A 19251-nucleotide genomic window follows, 5' to 3' on the forward strand; every position below is an offset into this window, starting at 1 on the left:
AAAATTGACGCATCTTATTAAATTTTAATTTTTTCTTAACTTGTGTGCTATTCGCAGCTGTTAATAAGGTTTTAACTTCATGAGGTGTTAGAGGGCGAAATTCACCTGCAGCTAATCCCTGAACATCAATTGTTCCAAATTGTTCACGACGTAATTTTTTCACCGGGAATCCAATCGCATCAAACATTTTTTTAACTTGATGATAACGACCTTCATGAATCGTCAATCTAACAAGAGAGGACTGGTTCTTTTTATCAACTGAAACTAACGTAGCTGAAGCTGGTTTTGTTTTATATCCGTCAATTTCAATTCCTTTACCAAATGGCTTTAAATTTTCTGGTAATACAATTCCCTTGACACGTGCTAGATAAACTTTATCAATCTCACCACTCGGATGCATCATTTTATTGGCGAACTCGCCGTCATTAGTCATTAATAAAACACCTGAAGTATCGTAATCTAAACGTCCAACTGGATAAACACGCTCTGAAACTCGATCAGCAAAGAAATCTAAAACCGTACGACGTCCTAACTCATCTGAGACAGTACTTACATATCCACGAGGCTTATGTAAAACATAATAAACTTTTTTCTCACGTTGAAGCGGAACTCCCTCTACTTCAATTTTTTCTTTACCTGTTACTTTTGTTCCTAGTTCACGTACCACTTTATCATTAACAGTTACTTTTCCATCAAGAATTAATTGCTCTGCCTTACGACGAGATGCAATTCCAGCTTGAGCAATAACTTTTTGTAATCGTTCCATCTTCTAATCTCCTCCAATCATGGATTAACGTAAATTCGACGATTTTCACGTAAATTTCATTTTACCTTTATTATTAGTAAAAATCAATCTTTAATCCTAGAGAGATTTGATTTTAAAATTTTAAAGCCCTCCAAATTAAATGAGGGCTTTTTTCTATCAAAATTCAAAAGAAAATAGACACAGCTAAAATGGATGCAGCAAACCCTATTAAATCGGCTGTTAATCCTAACTTCATCGCATGCTTCATCTCAGATAGCCCAACAGCTGCAAAATAAACTGTAATAATATAAATCGTCGTATCTGTACTACCCTGCATAACCGATGCCAATCTTCCTAAATAGGAATCCGGACCATGTATAGAGATTAAATCAGTCGTTACACTCAAAGCTGCCGATCCAGATAAGGGTCTTAAAATCATTAAAGGAAGGACATGCGCATCAACGTGAATAAAATCAAGAACGGGTTGTAGGACGTTGGCAATCGCCTCCACAATACCAGAAGCTAAGAAAACTTTAATCCCAACAATCATTCCTACGATGTTTGGAACAAGTTGAATCGTCGTTTGCATCCCTTCTTTAGCACCTTCAACAAAATGGTCAAACGCCTTTGTATTATTAATGAATGCCGTTAAAAAAACAAGTAGCAAAAAAATAGGTAAAACATAACCACTAATCGCTGACATCCATTCACCTTCTTTCTAATCGTTTATCGTATCCTTGATCACCCGATGATTGGACTCGCTTTAAACGACTATAGATATTGTGAATGAGTAATCCTCCAATCGTTGTAATACCAGAAGCAAACAGAATAGGAACAAATACTTCACTTGGATTTTGTGAGTGATATAAATGACGAAGTCCTATAATCGTTGTAGGGATAATCGTAAATCCAGCTGTATTCATGACAAGTAGAGTATACATTTCAAAGCTAGGTTTTTCAGGATTTGGGTTTGTTGCCTGAAGTTCTTTCATTGCTTTTAATCCCGTAGGAGTCGCCGCACTCCCTAGACCTAATAAGTTACTAACCATATTCGTTGTTAAAAACTTTAAAGCTGGATGATCTGCTCTAAGTTTGGGATACAAAAATCTAGTAATAGGTGTTAAGAGATGACAAAGTAGATCAAGCATCTTAGAATGATTCGCTACTTGTAAAATTCCCGTCCAAAAAATCATAATCCCGGCTAAATAAAGAAGTAAATTAATCGCTTCTTGGGCTCCTGCTAAAATAGCATTATTAACATCCCCCGTTGTTCCATTCAAAAAACTAAAAATAATTCCGACAGTAAATAATCCCATCCAAATTTTATGAATCATTAATAATTCACCGTCCCGGTAAACCAATTAAAAATTTTATCAAACCAAGATAATTCTTTTTCTTTTACTTGTATTGGACGATAAACAGGAATTTCTCTTTCTACTTGATCATTTAACAAAATCTTTAATGTTCCAACCTCATCTGTTTTTGGACTTTCATATAGAACTAATTCTGTTGTAACAGACTCACTTCCATCTTTTTTCACTGCTAAATAAACAGTATCTTTAACATATAACTTTTCGGTTGAATTTAAATCTTCTCCATATAATTGACCAGCTTCGATCACCTTTTTTAATTCATAGTTATCGAATCCGTAGTTAAATAAACTCATATGATCATTCCAATCATCTCCCGCTTTTAGCGTGACAACGACTAGTTCTAAATCGTCTTTACGTGCAGAAGTCACTAAAGTCCTACGCGCTCTTTCGGTAAACCCCGTTTTCCCTCCTATCGCATATTCATAATACCCTGTCACTAATTTATGTTTATTATGCCATACATAAGGAGTTCCATTTTTAGACGTCGCCTTATGTGTTTCAGTTCCTGTCACTTCTCTAAAAATCGGATTGTTCATTGCATATTGCATTAAAATAGCCATATCTCGAGCCGTAGATAAGTTATATGTGGTTTCATCTAAACCTGATGGATTTTGAAAAATACTATTTTTCATTCCAATTTCTTTTGCTTTTTCATTCATCATTTTAACGAATCCTGCTTCATCACCTCCAACAGCTTCAGCTATGACCATCGCCCCATCATTTCCTGAACGAAGCATTAATCCATAAATGACATCAATTAGCTTCATCTGATCCCCTAATGCCAAATATAAAGATGATCCAACCTGTCTTGTTGCATTATCAGACACCTCAACCCACTCATCTAATTGTCCATTCTCAATCGCAACAATAGAAGTTAAAATCTTAGTAATACTAGCAATATACATTTGTTCATCGGGACACTTTTCAAACAAGACTCGTCCTGTTGTTTGCTCCATTAAAATTCCACAAGTCGAACTAATTCCCATTGCATTGGCTGTTTGATTTCCTTTTACACTAAAGACAACGGCTACAAGTAAGATAGCGACTACTACTTTTAACTTTTTCATTCGTTATTCACCCCAATTCTAATCTCATAACAATGTATGTTAACTTATTTTAAAATATCAATAAATTCGTACAGTTCTTTGGAGAAATTTAAATAAAATAAAAAAAGCTCTCCAGCGTTCGGAGAGCTTTTTTATTTAATTATAAGTTTTTTAGGTTTTTACCTTTTTTCAGTTTCGGTTTAGAATCATCTACCACTTCTGCTGCAATTTCAGCATCCATTGTATTTTTGGCTGCTTTCGCATTCGTAACTTTTTTACTTTTTGGATCACGTGCCATACTAATACCTCCAGTTCTCAAAAGTAAAGCCAAGATTAGTATGCACGTTTCAGTCTCATTTATTTATGATTCTTCTGAAAAGTTAAATAGATCTTCTTCTTCCTCTAAGTTAAAATCCGGTGATACAAATGGCAATTCAGGTAACTCTTCTAACGTTTTAATCCCAAAATAATCTAAAAAATCATCTGTCGTTCTAAATAAAATAGGTCGACCAGGTCCTTCTAAACGCCCAGCTTCTTCGATTAAAGAAAAGGTTAATAATTTTCTTAGGACATTATCACTACTAGCCCCTCGAATATTTTCAATTTCATGTCGTGTAATCGGTTGACGATAAGCAACAATAGCCAATACTTCTAAAGCCGCATTTGAAAGGCCTCGCTGATTTGGATTTTGAATCAAACGTTTTAAATAAATGGCATGATCTTTCTTGGTTGTCATTTTATAAACACCCGCAACTTCAATAATATCAATCCCGCTGCAAACCTGCTTATAACGATCTTTTAAATCTAAAATAAGGGATTTTACCTCAACCTCATTCACATCAATGACATATTCTAACTGTTCAAGACTTACGCCTTCATCACCTACAGCAAATAATAATCCTTCTAAAATTCCTAGACGCTCTTGTTTAAACAACTTCATCACCTTCTAAACTTGAAATATAAATATCCTCATAATAACTCTGCTGTGAAATACTGATTTGGCGCCCCTTCACTAATTCTAGCAATGCTAAAAAGGTGACAACAATATATTCTTTATCGTATTGTTCAAATAATGAAATAAACGCAACACGTTTTTTATATTTTAATTGTTGATTGAGTGATTTCATTCTTTCTTCAACTGATATGTTTTGTGGCACAATTCTCGTTTTTAGTGGTTTAGCTAGTTTATGACGACGTAATAATTTTTCAAAGGCAGAGATTAATTGTTCGACTTGAAGATTTTGCGGTAACTTTACTTCTTGATCCAAGTAATCTGTAAAATCAATCGGTGGCTTTGTAAAAAACTGACCTCGCTCCTCTTCAAGTTCACGAAGTTCTTTTGTTACTTCTTTATATTGCTGATACTCAACTAATCGTTGAATCAACGCCTCACGAGTATCTTCTTCATATTCATCCTCTATCTCAACAACCTGTTTGGGTAATAAACTTTTACTTTTAATTTCAATCAATGTGGCGGCCATGACTAAGTATTCTGAAGCAATCTCAAGCTTTAAATCTTCCATTGCGTGAATATAATCTAAATATTGCTGGGTTATTTCTGCAATCTTGATGTCATAGATATTAACTTTAGCCTCTTTAAGAAGATGTAATAATAAATCTAGTGGCCCCTCGAATGCATCAATATGTACTTTATATTCCATACCCCACCTACTTCTTTCTAGTTTCCATCCCTTTATTGTAACGAATTTTCAACATTAAGACAATAATAGACTTTAAAAAACTCAAATTCATGACTATTTAAGAGATGATAAAAAAATTATCTCCCCATAGGGAGATAATTTTATTTGGCTGAGGATTTTTTTTGATTTTGTTTTTGTTGATGATTATATCGATACGTGATAGGGAAACGAATAACTGTCCTGATAAGAGCTTTAAAATCAAATGGAACAAGTGGATATAAATAAGGTTTTCCAAAGCTTTTCATAGTAGCTAAGAAAATAAGACTTAGTATAATAGTCCCAACATACCCCCATATTCCAAGCAAAGCCGTTCCAATAATAATAAATAACTTCAACATTTTATTGGCTAATCCAAGCTCATAGCTAGGTGTTACAAAGGCTCCTAAAGCTCCAACAGCAACATAGAATAAAATTTCAGGTCCAAATAACCCGACATCAACCGCAACTTGACCAATTAAAATAGCAGACACGATCCCTAAAGCAGACGAAATTGAAGTGGGTGTATGAATAGAGGCCATCCTTAAAAATTCAATTCCAATCTCTCCAGCAAGCACTTGTAAGATAATTGGAATATTTCCTTGTTCTTGAGGCCCGATAAAATTAAGAAAGTCGGGTAAATACTCTGGGTGCAAAACAAATAATAGCCATGTTGGCATTAAAAAGATTGAAACAATGATGCCACCTAATCTAATGATACGAAGAAAAGTTCCGACAGCTGGTGTTTGACGATATTCTTCAACACTTGTTAAATGGTCAAAAAGGGTAACAGGCCCCAGAATAACACTTGGAGAAGTATCGACTACGATTGCAATCATTCCTTGATATAAATGAGCTGCCACCACATCGGGTCTCTCAGTATATCGAACTAAAGGATACGGATTGTACACCTGTCCCGTGATAAACTCCTCTAATTCTTTATCGGTCATCGTTAATCCATCAACCTTAATCTGAGAAATACGTCTTTTAATTTCATCAACAATTACTGGATCAGCGATATCTTCAATATACATAATAGCAATATCTGTCTTAGATTGATCTCCGACTTTAAGAATTTCATTTCGAAGTTTTCCTGTACGGATACGTCGACGTGTTAAGGCTGTATTCACAATAATGTTTTCAGTATATCCATCTCGAGAACCACGAACGGTTTTTTCGGTGTCTGGCTCTGAAGGACCGCGACCTGGGTAGCTCCTTACATCAACAATGAAAGCTTCAGTTTCCTCATCAATAATAATTCCAATTAATCCGCTTAAAACAGCAGTATAAATATCTTCTAATTTTTCCGTTGAATTAACTTGTTGATGGACTAAACGATTATGAATGGTTTGCAAAACATCGTGACCTGGCTCAGGCAAACTATTTAAGAGTAATAACTGAGTCATTAAATCAACAATTAAATCCGAATTAATTAGACCAGTCACATAATAAAGTTGTAACCGTCGTCCCATGACAACAATTTCACGTTTACCAACATCAAAACTTTTTCCAATTCCTAATCTTTCTTCTAAGATGGCTTGGTTTTCATCAATATTTTTTTCAACAGGTGTATATGGATCATAACCCATCGTATCCCACCTTCCCTTCTAATTCAATCATCCTTTTGGTTTAAAAATTAATGCGACGATAAAAGCAAATAAAATAGCAGATGTAATTCCTGCAGCTGTTAAGTCAAACATCCCCATCCCAATTCCTATGGCACCAATTTGCTCAGATTTTTCTAAAGCCCCATGAATGACTGAATGACCAAAGCTCATAATCGGTAATTGAGCTCCTGCTCCTGCGAATTCAATTAACTTATCATATAAATTGAAAACATCAAGTGCTGCCCCTATAACCACAAAACTACACGTAATATGTGCCGGAGTTAATTTAAAATAATCTAAAATCAGCTGTCCTAAGGCACAAATAATTCCTCCAACAATAAAAGCATTAAAAAATATCATGTTGTCTATTCGCCTCTTTCTTTAATTAACATAAAATTCTACTCTGCAACTAGGGCAACAGCATGAGCGATACATGGAATTGTTTCTTTTTGTTGTAAAATAATTGGATTTAATAAAGCTCCAGTCGCAACAACTAAGACTCGTTTAAGTTTCTTTTCAAGTAATAACTTTTTAATATATCCATACGTGACAACAGCACAACATCCACAACCACTTCCTCCTGCAAAAACGGGTTGATCAGGGGAAAAGATTAATTTTCCACAATCATTATGGTTGGCACTAATATCATATCCATCACTTTTTAATATATCGATTAAAATAGGGCTACCACAATGAGCTAAATCACCTGTTAAGATTAAATCATAATAATTGGGTTGTAATCCAAAATCATCTAAATGTTGTTTAATCGTTTGAGCAGCAGCGGGAGCCATTGCCGATCCCATATCATTTGCATTATTTTGAGCAGCATCGACGATCATTCCAACGGTTCCTGATTCAATACGAATAGGAGATTTTTTATGACTGACGATGGCAGCTCCTGAACCGGTTACCGTATATTGGGCCGTTTCCGGTTTTGGACCTCCATATTCTGTTGGATTGCGATATTGACGTTCAGCCGTTGAATTGTGACTGCTAGTTGCCGCTAAAGCAACCTTTGCACTATCTGAATCTACAAAAATAGAACTCAGTAATAAAGATTCCATTGAAGTTGAACAGGCACCATATATTCCAAAGAAAGGAATATTAAATTCCCTAAACACATAATGAGTGGGAACTATTTGATTCACTAAATCACCTGCAAAAGATACTGTTATATCCTCATCTTTTAAATTACACTTATTTAAAACGGTCTGCACAGCACTTCTCATTAACTGCGATTCTGCCTGCTCCCACGATTTTTGACCACAGTAAGGCTCGTTATATTTTACATCAAAATATTCTTGTAAAGGACCTTGAAACTCTAAAGGTCCAACCGCCGTTCCTGTCTCTTGTAAATAAACTGAATTTTCAAACTTCCATGATTGTTTTCCAACTCTCATTTAAATCATCATCCTTTTAAAAATTTATCGGTTACCTTTAACGTAATGTTAAAATAATCATCTTAATTGCTTCTTCAGATGTCATTTGAACAATTCCAAATTCAATTAAGTAATAACGGATTATTCCAAATACGTATGCTGAAATAACAGCAAAGACAATAACTGCACCTGCAAGTTTAAATAAATTAGTTGCAATCCCTAAGACCACACCTTCACTCTTACTTTCAAGGGCAGCAGATGTTAAAGAATTTGCAAACCCTGTAATGGGAACGAACGCACCGGCTTTTGCAATCTGTCCAAAATCATCATAAACACCTAGTCCAGTGAGAATTGAAGTAATTAAAATAATGGTAACAGTTGCTAAGGTACTCGCCGTTTCACGGACATACCCTAGCCAATGAACATTAATTTCAATGAGTGCCTGACCAAAGACACAAATCAGTCCACCAAAGAAAAAAGAAACGAGAGCATTCTTAAAGTAATTTGGTTTGATAGCATGTTTTTGTATGACTTCATCATATTTTTTAGTTTTCAAAACTTTTCACCACTCTTAATTATTTTTCTTTTTCTACTTTTAATATGACTTTTTTTGATAAATTTATTAGTTTATTGTTAAAAAATCACTATATAAATAAAAAATAGGATGCTATCAACTGATAACATCCTATTTAAACCAACATTTTTTCTTTTAATTCTTTTAATACTTTTTTCTCAAGACGTGAAACAGCGACTTGATTAATCTCTAATCGCTTTGCTACCTCTGATTGTGTATAGCCTAAATCAAATCTTAAATAAATCAATAACTTTTCAATAGGATCGAGATTTGAAACTAATTGTTTCAGTACAATCTTTTGTTCTAATCCCATTCCCTCTTGATGATTCGGGATCCGCTCAATTAATGGCATATCTTCTCTTTCATAGTTATCTAAAGACGTCACATTGATTGGAGCATTTAATGCTAAAATGATTTGTTCTTCCGATAATTCTGTCTCTTGAGCGATTTCTTTAATCGTTGGCTCCCGTTCTAATACTTTATTTAAATGATCTTTCACTTCTTGAATTTTATGAATATTACTTTTAATACTTCGACTAATTTTAATTGGACTTTGTTCTCTAATAAAGGCTTTTATCTCACCAATGATTAAAGGAATTGCATAGGTTGAAAGGGTTGTATCATAAGATGAATCAAATTGGTTAATTGATTTAAGTAGCCCCATACAACCAATCTGAAATAAATCATCCTTTTCAACCTCTATATGTCCAAACTTATGAACAACGGACCAAACTAAATCCATATGATTTGTAACAAGTGTTAATCTAGCTTCTTCATCACCACTTTGAGCTTTTGCAATAAGCTCATGTATTTGTTTTTTATCCATCTAATCATCCCTCGTGCTAACTTTTCATCTTCATTTGGTAATGCCTATCACTAACGGATTATTTACTTTTTTATGATTGTTCATGTGCTGCAAATTCTTTTTCAAATACAAGTGTTGTCCCTAAACCTGGTGTAGATTGAACTTCAAAGTGATCACTAAATGATTCCATAATCATAAATCCGAGACCACTTCTTTCCTCCTCACTTTTTGTTGTATATAGCGGTTGCTTCGCTAATTCAATATTATCGATTCCTCTTCCTGAATCTTTAATTGTTACCTTTAACCGTCTTCCAACTAATGATGCACTCATGGTAATAAGCCCCTCTTCATTGTCCTCATAACCGTGAATAATCGCATTAGTTACACCTTCTGAAACAATGGTTTTAATTTCGGTCATTTCCTGAGAACTTGGATCAAGTGGCGCAATAAATCCCATGATCACAAGTCTAGCAAAACTTTCATTAATACTTTTTGCAGGAAACTGTAAATGCATTTCATTGTTCATATTATGCAATCCCCCTAATGATCGCTGTAATCTGTTTCTCATCCTCTACGACTTTAATAATTTGAGATAACCCTGATAACTCAAATACCTTTTTAACTAATGGTTTCATCCCAATCACCATGACTGTCCCATTAACAGACTTAAGTTGATTATAACGACCTAATATAATCCCAATTCCTGAACTATCCATAAAGTCTAAATGTTTTAAATTGAACACGATATGTTGAATACGTGATTCACTCATAACAGAATTTAAACGACTTCTCAGTTGATCTGCCGTATGATGATCGAGTTCACCATTTAAATTAACATAAAGAACTTGCCCCTCAACATAAAGAGAAACTGTAATACTCATATTAATCCCCTTTCTCGTGTGATTTTAATTATCTTCATTTTAAAATAGATTACTTTGGAATATGTCATTTTCGACAATTTTAGTCTTTCTTTTTTTTATTTCCTATGATAAAACTTTATTTTTTTATTCGGTCTTTGTCCAAAATTACAAAAAAAAGAAGAAAATGCATAAAACATGTTATGCATCTTCTCCAAATAATATTTTTGAAACAATATATGTGTATAGCCCAATGAAGCTATTTTTTTCAACAGGTTCACTGACTGTTAACGGAATTGTTGTATATTCTTCTCCATTATAGTAATACGTTAAAGTTCCGACTTCATCCCCTGGTTGAATAGGTAAGATTATTTCTTCATTTAATGTGACGGTATAATTAGTTTCACCTTCACCATCTGTTTTCTTTTTCAATATCGTAATTTGATCCCCTGTTACAATGTCAAAATCACGAGTTTTTGCTAATAAATGATGTCCTGATGAAACAACTAAACCACTTTCTAATTTAGGAACTAACTCATATTGTTCATAAGCATATTCAATTAATCGTGTCACTTCTTGATTACGAATCTCCGATTTACTTGCTCCCATCACAACAGCGATGACTCTCATTCCATTTCGTTGTGCTGTTGCCGTTAAGCAATATCCTGCTTCTTGTGTGAATCCCGTTTTTAAACCATCCACTCCATCAACATATTTAATTAGTCTATTCGTATTAACTAACCAAAATGGTGATTCAGTATCTTGTCGAATATAATCTTCATATAGACCTGAAAACTCTGTAATCTCTGGATAATCCTGTAACAAATGGCGAGCAATAATAGACATATCATAAGGTGTGGTAACATGTCCTGCTGCTGTTAAACCAGTTGGATTTTTAAAAACAGTATTATTCATTCCAAGTTCTTTTGCCTTTTGATTCATTAATTCGACAAATGCTTCTTCACTTCCCGCTACGCGTTCTGCTAAAGCTGTAACAGAATCATTAGCAGATGCGATGGCAATACTTTTGAATAAATCACGAACAATCATTTTTTCTCCAGGTTTTAAATAAATTTGTGATCCACCGTAACTAGCTGCATTTTCACTAACGCGAATCACTTCATCCCATTGTAATGCTCCATTATGAATGGATTCTAAGATTAAATACATCGACATCATTTTTGTCATACTTGCTGGAGCCAACTGTTCATGAGGATTTTTTTCGTATAAAATCTCTCCTGTTTCGGCTTCAATCAAAATGGCAGCTTTCCCATCAGTCACTAATTCATCTGCACTAACAATCTTTGAGTGAACGAGACAACTGAAGCTAAAGCAAGTTAGAAGACTAATTAACACTTTTCTTATTTTCATCTTTGCACCTCTTTTTCTACTGCAGCTTAATACACTTTTATGATACATCCAAATGATTTATACACGCTTAGATTAATTTTTATATAGATTATTTAAGTCGTTTCATAAATCATTTTAAGAATAAAAACGAATGCCCTCTTTTTTCATATTTATTTGAATTTTAATCATGAAAGGATGAGATAAAAACAAAAAGAAGTCGAAGCATCAGGTTTAAGATTCTTCGACTTCTTTTCAATTAAAATTCAAAGTGAACCACTTTTTTTGTCACACTAAAATGAGATTATCTTACTTAATTATATCATAAATTAAAGTAGGTGAGCAAACCTCTTCTGTTGAGATTTGATAAGCTTGCATAATATAATCGATGGCTTCTTGGTATTCGCTACTATTTGAATGAATATAAGCTAATGTGTCCCCGACTTCAACCATCTCTCCCACTTTTTTATTTAAAACAACTCCAACACCCATATCGATAATATCTTCCTTCGTTGCACGTCCAGCACCTAATTTCATGGCTGCGATTCCAATTGATAAGGCATCAATTTTTTCAATATAACCTGCACGGTTAGCCTTAACAGCAACGATGGTTTTCGCACTCGGTAATAATGATGGGTCCTCAATTTGACGAACATCTCCACCTTGTGCCTCAACGAATTCTTTAAACTTCTGTAGAGCAATACCATTATGTAAATTTTCTTTTAGCGTTTGATATGCCTCATCTGTTGTATTTGCTTTTTTCGCTAAAACAACCATATGAGAAGCTAATTGTAGCACTAATTCTTCTAAATCTTTCGGGCCATGTCCACTTAATGTGTCAATAGCTTCTTTAACTTCTAAAGCATTTCCAATCGCAAATCCTAAAGGTTGGTTCATGTCCGTTAAAAATGCAACGGTTTGACGATGAGCATCACGCCCAATTTCAACCATTGCTTGCGCTAACTCTTTTGCATCTTCTAATGTTTTCATGAATGCACCCGCACCAAATTTAACATCTAACACAATCGCATCAGCACCTGCAGCAATTTTTTTACTCATGATGGAAGAGGCAATTAAAGGAATTGATTCAACAGTAGATGTTACATCACGTAATGCATATAAATATTTATCTGCAGGAGCTAGGTTCCCTGTTTGTCCAATGATTGCAATTTTTTTATCATTGACTTGTTTAATAAATTCTTCCATTTCAAGTTCAATTCTCATTCCTGAAATAGATTCTAATTTATCAAGGGTACCCCCTGTATGCCCAAGACCTCGTCCACTCATTTTTGCAACAGGGACACCAACAGAAGCCACAAGAGGTCCTAAAATTAATGAAGTTTTATCTCCTACTCCTCCTGTTGAATGCTTATCCACTTTAATTCCTTCAATTGCTGACAAATCAACGACCTCACCTGTCGCTACCATCGCTTGTGTTAAAGCTAATCTCTCAGCTTTTGTCATATCATTAAATACCACTGCCATTAAAAAAGCAGACATTTGGTAATCTGGGATTTCTTTATTTGTATACCCATTAATCATCCATTCAATTTCTTCTTTTGTTAATTCTACATTATGTCTTTTTTTGTAGATTAAATCTACCATTCTCATTTTCCAATCACCTTTTTTCTTTAAAAATAAAAACAATTAAATTATACCCCAAACTGGAAAAGGATGTAATCCTATTCGCGTTATAACATAAAAAAAAGATTTTTAAGGAATACTTCTATTAGGTAATGGAAAAATATAATTATAACCTTGACTAAATGAGGTGAAAATGATGTTCCGTCAACATAAAATCTTATGCGAAAATAAAGAGGTTATTGTCTATCTCTTCTTGTATGATCAGGAAATAGACCTTGAAACAATGAAGAATATTTTTTCCCAAATGTCTACTATGACATTAGAATCACGAATTTTAGACTACTTTTCCCAACATAACATAAAATTTTTCGGGAATCATATTCGCATTGTCTATCATGCAACCATTGTCAAAGATTTTGTTTTAAATCAAAAATATCATCATAAAAAACAGGCTGACAACGTCGTTAATTTATATCGTTAACGACAAAACAAAAGAGTGATATCTAATTATAATAGATATCACTTTTTTGTTTTAATAATTTTTATTTTTTTCATCATCTTCTATAGGGGAAGTCAGTTCATTTAAAGATAAATCAAATTCATTTCCGAACTCAAAAAAACCAAACAGACTTTGATGAAGGCAACGATTCATTTCATTTTGCCAGGCATGATTAAAAGCTGAATGAGACTCAGTATGAGAGACATGGCGTTCTTTTTTCAAAATAATCAACTCCTTTATCTTAAAACAGTTGTTAAAATAACTAATAACATTAAGACAATAAGATAAGTAAGAACGGCTTTTGCAAAATTTCGTTTATTTGTATTCACTCGTTTACTAAAACTATAATAAATAAAAGAAACGAGATTCACGATAGGAATCATAGCGAGCAAAAGTAAAAAAATCCATTCTTCTATTTTAATGACAGGTTCTAATTCAATTTCTTGATGTGTCTTTTCCATTAACTCCGCCCTTTCTATTGAATGTATTACTTATTTTTAGAATTCAAAAATTTTTTATACTTATTTTTAGCACAAAAAAAGAACAGTCTCCTTAAGAGACTGTTCTTTCTATAATGCTTTTTTGATAATTGTTTCAACTTGCTCACAAATGTCGTTCGTTGACAATTCTGAATAAGCTTCATAAGGAATTGCATCGTGAATTTTCATTTTAACAACCGTTTTTCTTGGCCAACGCTTCGCTACTTCATAACTATTAAAGATAGTGACTGGAATAATATCCGCTTTAGCTTTTTGGGCTAATTTAAAGCTTCCAGCTTTGAATGAACCCATTTTTGCGTCTACCATACGAGTTCCTTCGGGGAAAATAACCATTAAATGACCTTCTTTAACTGTTTTAGCGGCATTTGAGATAACCTTAACAGATTGTCGCACATCATTTCGATCCATAAATTGACATTGAATTAAACGCATGCTATCACTTAATAAAAAAATATGATCTAATTCCTTTTTAGCAACGTATCCATGCGGACGTTTAATCGCTTTCAACATGGCCACAATATCGATATTACTTTGATGATTTGCATAAATAACACCGTGTTCAACTTCATCTAACTTTTCAAGACCATCCACTTCTACTCGAACATTAAATACTAATGGAATGGCCCATGAAACAACCCAACTGATAAATGAAAACTTCTCAACTGAAGAATACTTTTCGTCTTTTAGCTGTTGAACACGGAAATTTACACCTAAAACCGTGATAATGATGATTAATAGTAATAATCCTATAACTCCCAATCCCCAAAATAAAATAGTTAACAAGTCTTACTCACCCTTTCGTAAACATTAAATCTAAGCTCCTGAACCTTTTTTTCCTTTATACAACGCCACTCATCCCAATTAATTTCAGGGAAATAAGTATCACCTTCAAAGGTAGCATCAATATGCGTAATATATAAACGATCTGCTATTGGTAATGTCTGTTCATAAATTGAACGACCCCCAATGACAAATAATTCTTTAGAATTTTGATAGTTTGCTAAGATTTTATTTAAATTATCTGTAATCGTGACTTGTTCATGATTATAACTCATTTGCTTCGTTAACACAATATGGTGACGATTCGGTAATGGTTTATTTTGATAAGACAAAATCGACTCAAACGTATGACGCCCCATTAAAATATCATGTCCTGTTGTTGTTTCTTTAAAATATTTTAAATCTTCTTTATAATGCCACGGTAATTGATTATTAACACCGATTAATTGATTTTGATCAAAAGCTACAATAAGTGAAATCATCTTCTATTCCCCTTTTTTAAACTGCTACAACCCCTTTTAATAACGGATGAGGATCATAACCTTCTAATGTAAAATCTTCATATTTAAAATCAAAAATTGATTTAACGTCTTGATTTAACTTCATGGTTGGAAGAGGGCGAATATCACGTCCTAATTGAATTTTAACTTGTTCTAAATGATTTTGATAAATATGCGCATCTCCAAGAGTATGAACAAACTCTCCAACTTCTAAACCTGTCACTTGTGCAATCATCATCGTTAATAAAGCATATGATGCAATATTAAATGGTACACCTAAGAAAATATCAGCAGAACGTTGATATAACATACATGATAATTTTCCATCATTTACATAAAATTGAAATAATAAATGACATGGGGGTAAGGCCATTTGATCAAGTTCTCCAACATTCCAGGCATTCACAATTAAGCGACGTGAATTTGGATTTGTTTTAATTTGTTCTACTACTTCAGCTAACTGATCAATAACTGTTCCATTAGCTCCTTCCCAACGACGCCATTGTTTTCCATAAACAGGTCCTAAATTTCCTTCTTCATCTGCCCACTCATTCCAAATTCGTACCCCATTTTCTTGTAAATACTTAACGTTTGTATCTCCACTAATAAACCATAGTAATTCATGAATAATTGATTTCAAGTGAACTTTTTTAGTTGTTAATAACGGAAATCCTTCTGCCAAATCAAAACGCATCTGATATCCAAAGGTACTAATCGTTCCTGTTCCTGTTCGATCACCTTTTGTTGTCCCATTCTCTAATACATGATTTAATAAATCTAAGTATTGTTTCATTTATTTCACTCCTAAACTATATGATTACCTTACTTATTATTACAACTTTAAACTTTATCAATGACACCATAGAAAAAATGCCGTTTTTGATTTTCCCTTCTAATATCAAATCCTAATTCTTTTATTGACAGATTCCCGTAGTTCGATTTAACAACGACTCGTTTCTTAGCGACACGTAATGCTTCTTTAACATGTTCATTTGTCATAACATCATAAGATACAATCGGTTTGATTACTTTAATCCCATGAGAAGACTCAACGGAAGTATCAAACATGAAATCAAAGTATACCACATCAAACGAGTTACTGCGACAATTTTTTAAATATTCTAAATTATCTTCATTCCTAATCTGAATTCGATTAATTAATGAAGACCACTCTGGTTTTTCATGCTGAACATAGTAACTTAATCCTTCTTTAACAATGACGGAAAGAGGGAAACTTTTTTCTAATGACACCACTTCTCCCGTCTGACCAACAACATAGTTAGCGACCAATGTATCAGAGGCTAACCCTAAATTACAATCTAAAAATGTCATGCCTGATTCTAACTGACATGCTGTGATTAAACTGTCTTTTTGTCCCCTTTCGAGCTGCTTAATTCGATGCATAGCCATATTAGGATGAAAGAAAACTTCCTCTTGGCCTTTTTTGTAATAACTTAATCCACGTTGATTATTAACAACAAATATATCAGAGTCTACATGTTCTAATAAATATTTGACAGTCTTTTTATGACGTGAATAAAACGGAATATTTAATTTTTTTGATAAAGTTGAAGCTTGTGAAACAAGAGCCTCTGTTTCATCAAAAGCTGTTGTAATAATCATACGACTCACCTTTTCTAAATATTTTTTGATTTCGTGTTGAATAAAATCATGTCATCGACTTGTTTTTCCGTGAGGTTATAATATCGCCACATGATAATAATAGCAATAACGGCGCCGAAAATAGGATATAAAACATACATGTTCCAAATACCATTTAAAGTCTGTGGGGTTTGTATCACACCAGCTTCATATCCCACACGCTCTAATACAAATCCACTAATCGCCCCAGCAACAGCAGCCGATAACTTAGCTGTAAAAGTTTGTAAAGAAAAACTAATGCCTTCTGCTCGTTCATTTGTTGTATACGTTCCATACTCAATACAATCTACGGTAAATAATCCAATCATAAAAGTTGGGACTTGTGCAATTCCTTTTATTGTCGTAAAAAGGTGAACCCATACAATGTTTGAATAGCCAATCAAATAAAAAACCAATGAAGAGAGAATAGCAACGATAAATGCCATAATAAAAATTTTCTTTTTACCGTATCGTTTAATCAGTGGAGGTAAAACAAAGGGAACCAATAACATAGGGATCATGTTCGCAATGGTTAAAGTTGAAATATAAGATTCATTTCCTAAATTATAAATTGCAAAATAATTAATCGAGACTGTTGAGGTATTCGTTAAACTCGCCATAATAATAGCACCATAGAAAATGAGTAAATATTTATTATTCAAGACAAAGCTAAAGATTTTCTTAAGACTTAACACCTCTTTTTGCTGATAAACATAACGTTCTCTCCCTAGATATCTTAAAGGTAACATAGACAGGAGGGCGAGAGTGGCTAATAATAAAACAGTTCCAGTCCAAGCGATTTTAGAGAGGAGGGTCATAAAAAATAACGAGATAATGACGGATCCTAATCCTGCTCCAATACGACCTATGGAAATAAGGGTCACACGTTCATTTGAATTATGAGTCATGACTGTTGCTAATGCAAAAATGGGAACGTCACTAATGGTATAAATAATGCCCCAAATAAGATACGTGATATAAGCATAAATCAAACTATTGATCCCACCACCTCCTACTTTAATAAAAAGGATAACAGTGGTTAAAGGCATTAAAAAAATCACTAATTTAATCCATGGGATAAATTTTCCACCCTCTAAATTAGTTTTATCTACTATAATTCCCATAATGGGATCATTGACCGCATCAAAAATTCTAGCAATTAAAAACATCGTTCCAACGGCCCCCGCCGTAATCCCAACCACATCGGTATAAAATAGCATTAAAAACTGATAAACTAAAAAATAAATCAGATTTTGTCCCATAAAATAGCCGCCATATGCTAATCGCTCTAACCGATTTGTCACAAATTGTTCTCTAGCCATGCATCATCCTCCATTATAAATTAAACCCAAAATAACAATGATGAAGTGATACCATACAAGCTCACTAACTATCTATTTATTTTGACAGATTCCCTTAATAAGTTCAAGTATTCGATTCAATATTAACGTGTCCATTTTGAAGTTAGACATTCGTCTTCACCTATCAAAATAAAAAAGTTTTAGCCCTCTTTTATCTTAACAAAAGGAGGGCTAAAACTTTTCTCTTATTAAAGAAGCACTTCAATGAGATCCTGATCTTCAGTCGACAATTCTTTTAATTCTTGACGTTCTATTGGTTTAGTTTGAATAAACGAAACTTTTTCTGCAACGACTTCAACAACTCTCAATGATTTATAATTAGGCACCTCATACGTTTTATGAACTAATCTTGCTTTCACCCCAATGATGGCTCCTTTTCCACAGTATTCAACTACACTTTTAGCAATTCCCTCCCATAGGGTTATATTGATAAAATCTGTTTCATACTCACCACTCAAAGCATTTTTAAAAGAACGAGTGACAGCTAGTGTAATCGTTGAGACTTTCTTTCCATCAATTGTTTGTGATAACTCAGGTTGACGGACCACACGTCCGACTAATACAACATTGTTTAACATAATTTTTCACTCCAAAGTTTTAAAATTGTGCGCACTAATTTAATATACGATGACTTTTCTTCTTTTCCTTTTTTTATTTTTTTTAATTTTTAAAAATCAGAAAACGTATTCACCTTTTTTTAGACATAAGAACACAAAATGAACACAAAATTTTGTCGAATTTTGATATAATTTTTTTTGTATTCATGAACATCCCCCCCCGTTCATGTAATACATTCCTTTCATTATTGTTTTTCATTCCATTTTTAATTTTTTACATCCCCTCATCAAACAAACGTATTGGGTTTTTGACTTAGCTAACTTTTTTATGCTAAGTACCAATGCAACCTTATACTATTCCCCTCTCAAGGAGAACTGGTGCCCCCCACCAGTTCTCCTTTTTTTATCTTATAAAATAAA

At 33.5% G+C, this 19251-nt stretch carries 25 protein-coding genes; 1 reads left to right on the plus strand and 24 read right to left on the minus strand.

The window, feature by feature from the left end; genetic code table 11:
- The 16 genes from HMPREF9402_RS10260 to HMPREF9402_RS10330 all read right to left on the minus strand — a co-directional run.
- Positions 1-766: pseudouridine synthase (locus HMPREF9402_RS10260; protein ID WP_006784544.1), on the minus strand; the 766-nt coding region annotated here is incomplete at its 3' end.
- 163 nt (positions 767-929) lie between these two features.
- A complete protein-coding gene (locus tag HMPREF9402_RS10265; RefSeq protein ID WP_006784543.1) occupies positions 930-1448 on the minus strand; it encodes a spore maturation protein in 519 nt (172 codons plus the stop codon).
- Positions 1449-1452: 4 nt separating this feature from the next.
- Positions 1453-2079 (minus strand): spore maturation protein, encoded by a 627-nt coding sequence (locus HMPREF9402_RS10270; RefSeq protein ID WP_006784542.1) that lies wholly within the window; start codon positions 2077-2079, stop codon positions 1453-1455.
- Positions 2079-3185, minus strand: coding sequence for a D-alanyl-D-alanine carboxypeptidase family protein (locus HMPREF9402_RS10275; protein WP_006784541.1), 1107 nt, complete (start codon positions 3183-3185; stop codon positions 2079-2081). Before HMPREF9402_RS10275 ends, HMPREF9402_RS10270 begins: the two co-directional genes overlap by 1 nt.
- A gap of 139 nt (positions 3186-3324) precedes the next feature.
- Complete coding sequence (locus tag HMPREF9402_RS14600; protein ID WP_009607302.1) at positions 3325-3462, minus strand: hypothetical protein; 138 nt, start codon at positions 3460-3462, stop codon at positions 3325-3327.
- Positions 3463-3525: 63 nt separating this feature from the next.
- Positions 3526-4098, minus strand: coding sequence for an SMC-Scp complex subunit ScpB (gene scpB / locus HMPREF9402_RS10280; protein ID WP_006784539.1), 573 nt, complete (start codon positions 4096-4098; stop codon positions 3526-3528).
- On the minus strand, positions 4091-4825 hold the full coding sequence (locus tag HMPREF9402_RS10285) for a segregation/condensation protein A (protein WP_006784538.1): 735 nt from the start codon (positions 4823-4825) through the stop codon (positions 4091-4093). The genes scpB and HMPREF9402_RS10285 overlap by 8 nt, the downstream gene beginning before the upstream one ends.
- Positions 4826-4965: 140 nt before the next feature.
- Positions 4966-6429: a spore germination protein gene (locus HMPREF9402_RS10290; protein WP_009607304.1), complete on the minus strand. Its 1464-nt coding sequence runs from the start codon at positions 6427-6429 to the stop codon at positions 4966-4968.
- Positions 6430-6456: 27 nt separating this feature from the next.
- Positions 6457-6807 (minus strand): stage V sporulation protein AE, encoded by a 351-nt coding sequence (gene spoVAE, locus HMPREF9402_RS10295; RefSeq protein WP_006784536.1) that lies wholly within the window; start codon positions 6805-6807, stop codon positions 6457-6459.
- A 38-nt stretch (positions 6808-6845) separates the two neighbouring features.
- Positions 6846-7847 carry a stage V sporulation protein AD gene (gene spoVAD / locus HMPREF9402_RS10300; protein ID WP_006784535.1) on the minus strand — a complete coding sequence of 334 codons (1002 nt, stop codon included), beginning with the start codon at positions 7845-7847 and terminating at the stop codon, positions 6846-6848.
- A 37-nt stretch (positions 7848-7884) separates the two neighbouring features.
- Entirely contained in the window at positions 7885-8382 is a 498-nt protein-coding gene (spoVAC, locus tag HMPREF9402_RS10305) for a stage V sporulation protein AC (protein WP_006784534.1), read from the minus strand.
- A gap of 133 nt (positions 8383-8515) precedes the next feature.
- Positions 8516-9226, minus strand: a complete 711-nt coding sequence (locus tag HMPREF9402_RS10310) for a sigma-70 family RNA polymerase sigma factor (protein WP_006784533.1) — start codon at positions 9224-9226, stop codon at positions 8516-8518.
- A 70-nt stretch (positions 9227-9296) separates the two neighbouring features.
- A complete protein-coding gene (spoIIAB, locus tag HMPREF9402_RS10315) occupies positions 9297-9731 on the minus strand; it encodes an anti-sigma F factor (protein ID WP_006784532.1) in 435 nt (144 codons plus the stop codon).
- A 1-nt stretch (position 9732) separates the two neighbouring features.
- The gene (gene spoIIAA / locus HMPREF9402_RS10320; protein WP_006784531.1) at positions 9733-10086 is read right to left on the minus strand and encodes an anti-sigma F factor antagonist; all 354 of its coding nucleotides are present in this window, start codon (positions 10084-10086) and stop codon (positions 9733-9735) included.
- A gap of 177 nt (positions 10087-10263) precedes the next feature.
- Entirely contained in the window at positions 10264-11433 is a 1170-nt protein-coding gene (locus HMPREF9402_RS10325; protein WP_009607303.1) for a D-alanyl-D-alanine carboxypeptidase family protein, read from the minus strand.
- Positions 11434-11718: 285 nt separating this feature from the next.
- Complete coding sequence (locus tag HMPREF9402_RS10330; RefSeq protein WP_009607299.1) at positions 11719-13020, minus strand: pyrimidine-nucleoside phosphorylase; 1302 nt, start codon at positions 13018-13020, stop codon at positions 11719-11721.
- Positions 13021-13189: 169 nt separating this feature from the next.
- Here HMPREF9402_RS10330 and HMPREF9402_RS10335 point away from each other — a divergent pair, with 169 nt between their 5' ends.
- A complete protein-coding gene (locus tag HMPREF9402_RS10335) occupies positions 13190-13474 on the plus strand; it encodes a hypothetical protein (protein ID WP_006784528.1) in 285 nt (94 codons plus the stop codon).
- A gap of 51 nt (positions 13475-13525) precedes the next feature.
- Here the strand turns inward: HMPREF9402_RS10335 and HMPREF9402_RS10340 are convergent, their stop codons facing one another.
- From HMPREF9402_RS10340 to ssb, 8 genes are all read right to left on the minus strand, one after another.
- Complete coding sequence (locus HMPREF9402_RS10340; RefSeq protein WP_009607301.1) at positions 13526-13714, minus strand: hypothetical protein; 189 nt, start codon at positions 13712-13714, stop codon at positions 13526-13528.
- Between the two features lie 14 nt (positions 13715-13728).
- The gene (locus tag HMPREF9402_RS10345; protein WP_006784526.1) at positions 13729-13953 is read right to left on the minus strand and encodes a hypothetical protein; all 225 of its coding nucleotides are present in this window, start codon (positions 13951-13953) and stop codon (positions 13729-13731) included.
- 108 nt (positions 13954-14061) lie between these two features.
- Complete coding sequence (locus HMPREF9402_RS10350) at positions 14062-14775, minus strand: lysophospholipid acyltransferase family protein (protein WP_006784525.1); 714 nt, start codon at positions 14773-14775, stop codon at positions 14062-14064.
- A complete protein-coding gene (locus HMPREF9402_RS10355) occupies positions 14769-15254 on the minus strand; it encodes a dihydrofolate reductase (RefSeq protein ID WP_006784524.1) in 486 nt (161 codons plus the stop codon). Before HMPREF9402_RS10355 ends, HMPREF9402_RS10350 begins: the two co-directional genes overlap by 7 nt.
- A gap of 16 nt (positions 15255-15270) precedes the next feature.
- The gene (locus tag HMPREF9402_RS10360; RefSeq protein WP_006784523.1) at positions 15271-16065 is read right to left on the minus strand and encodes a thymidylate synthase; all 795 of its coding nucleotides are present in this window, start codon (positions 16063-16065) and stop codon (positions 15271-15273) included.
- A gap of 47 nt (positions 16066-16112) precedes the next feature.
- Positions 16113-16895, minus strand: a complete 783-nt coding sequence (locus HMPREF9402_RS10365) for a class I SAM-dependent methyltransferase (RefSeq protein ID WP_006784522.1) — start codon at positions 16893-16895, stop codon at positions 16113-16115.
- 14 nt (positions 16896-16909) lie between these two features.
- Positions 16910-18235 carry a glycoside-pentoside-hexuronide (GPH):cation symporter gene (locus HMPREF9402_RS10370; RefSeq protein ID WP_009607300.1) on the minus strand — a complete coding sequence of 442 codons (1326 nt, stop codon included), beginning with the start codon at positions 18233-18235 and terminating at the stop codon, positions 16910-16912.
- 227 nt (positions 18236-18462) lie between these two features.
- On the minus strand, positions 18463-18852 hold the full coding sequence (ssb, locus tag HMPREF9402_RS10375; protein WP_006784520.1) for a single-stranded DNA-binding protein: 390 nt from the start codon (positions 18850-18852) through the stop codon (positions 18463-18465).
- Positions 18853-19251 lie beyond the last annotated feature (399 nt).

Origin of the sequence: Turicibacter sp. HGF1 (genome assembly GCF_000191865.1) — a bacterium.
GTDB classification, from domain to species: domain Bacteria; phylum Bacillota_I; class Bacilli_A; order MOL361; family Turicibacteraceae; genus Turicibacter; species Turicibacter sanguinis.

What these genes read in the sequence shown, in the direction of transcription:
- HMPREF9402_RS10325 (WP_009607303.1), bottom strand. Translation starts at nt 11,433, where the DNA reads ATGAAAATAAGAAAAGTGTTAATTAGTCTTCTAACTTGCTTTAGCTTC.
- spoVAE (WP_006784536.1), bottom strand. Translation starts at nt 6,807, where the DNA reads ATGATATTTTTTAATGCTTTTATTGTTGGAGGAATTATTTGTGCCTTA.
- HMPREF9402_RS10285 (WP_006784538.1), bottom strand. Translation starts at nt 4,825, where the DNA reads ATGGAATATAAAGTACATATTGATGCATTCGAGGGGCCACTAGATTTA.
- spoIIAB (WP_006784532.1), bottom strand. Translation starts at nt 9,731, where the DNA reads ATGAACAATGAAATGCATTTACAGTTTCCTGCAAAAAGTATTAATGAA.
- HMPREF9402_RS10330 (WP_009607299.1), bottom strand. Translation starts at nt 13,020, where the DNA reads ATGAGAATGGTAGATTTAATCTACAAAAAAAGACATAATGTAGAATTA.
- HMPREF9402_RS10355 (WP_006784524.1), bottom strand. Translation starts at nt 15,254, where the DNA reads ATGATTTCACTTATTGTAGCTTTTGATCAAAATCAATTAATCGGTGTT.
- HMPREF9402_RS10265 (WP_006784543.1), bottom strand. Translation starts at nt 1,448, where the DNA reads ATGTCAGCGATTAGTGGTTATGTTTTACCTATTTTTTTGCTACTTGTT.
- HMPREF9402_RS10370 (WP_009607300.1), bottom strand. Translation starts at nt 18,235, where the DNA reads ATGGCTAGAGAACAATTTGTGACAAATCGGTTAGAGCGATTAGCATAT.
- HMPREF9402_RS10345 (WP_006784526.1), bottom strand. Translation starts at nt 13,953, where the DNA reads ATGGAAAAGACACATCAAGAAATTGAATTAGAACCTGTCATTAAAATA.
- ssb (WP_006784520.1), bottom strand. Translation starts at nt 18,852, where the DNA reads ATGTTAAACAATGTTGTATTAGTCGGACGTGTGGTCCGTCAACCTGAG.
- spoVAD (WP_006784535.1), bottom strand. Translation starts at nt 7,847, where the DNA reads ATGAGAGTTGGAAAACAATCATGGAAGTTTGAAAATTCAGTTTATTTA.
- HMPREF9402_RS10310 (WP_006784533.1), bottom strand. Translation starts at nt 9,226, where the DNA reads ATGGATAAAAAACAAATACATGAGCTTATTGCAAAAGCTCAAAGTGGT.
- HMPREF9402_RS10360 (WP_006784523.1), bottom strand. Translation starts at nt 16,065, where the DNA reads ATGAAACAATACTTAGATTTATTAAATCATGTATTAGAGAATGGGACA.
- HMPREF9402_RS10365 (WP_006784522.1), bottom strand. Translation starts at nt 16,895, where the DNA reads ATGATTATTACAACAGCTTTTGATGAAACAGAGGCTCTTGTTTCACAA.
- HMPREF9402_RS10335 (WP_006784528.1), top strand. Translation starts at nt 13,190, where the DNA reads ATGTTCCGTCAACATAAAATCTTATGCGAAAATAAAGAGGTTATTGTC.
- HMPREF9402_RS10270 (WP_006784542.1), bottom strand. Translation starts at nt 2,079, where the DNA reads ATGATTCATAAAATTTGGATGGGATTATTTACTGTCGGAATTATTTTT.
- HMPREF9402_RS10275 (WP_006784541.1), bottom strand. Translation starts at nt 3,185, where the DNA reads ATGAAAAAGTTAAAAGTAGTAGTCGCTATCTTACTTGTAGCCGTTGTC.
- HMPREF9402_RS10290 (WP_009607304.1), bottom strand. Translation starts at nt 6,429, where the DNA reads ATGGGTTATGATCCATATACACCTGTTGAAAAAAATATTGATGAAAAC.
- spoIIAA (WP_006784531.1), bottom strand. Translation starts at nt 10,086, where the DNA reads ATGAGTATTACAGTTTCTCTTTATGTTGAGGGGCAAGTTCTTTATGTT.
- HMPREF9402_RS14600 (WP_009607302.1), bottom strand. Translation starts at nt 3,462, where the DNA reads ATGGCACGTGATCCAAAAAGTAAAAAAGTTACGAATGCGAAAGCAGCC.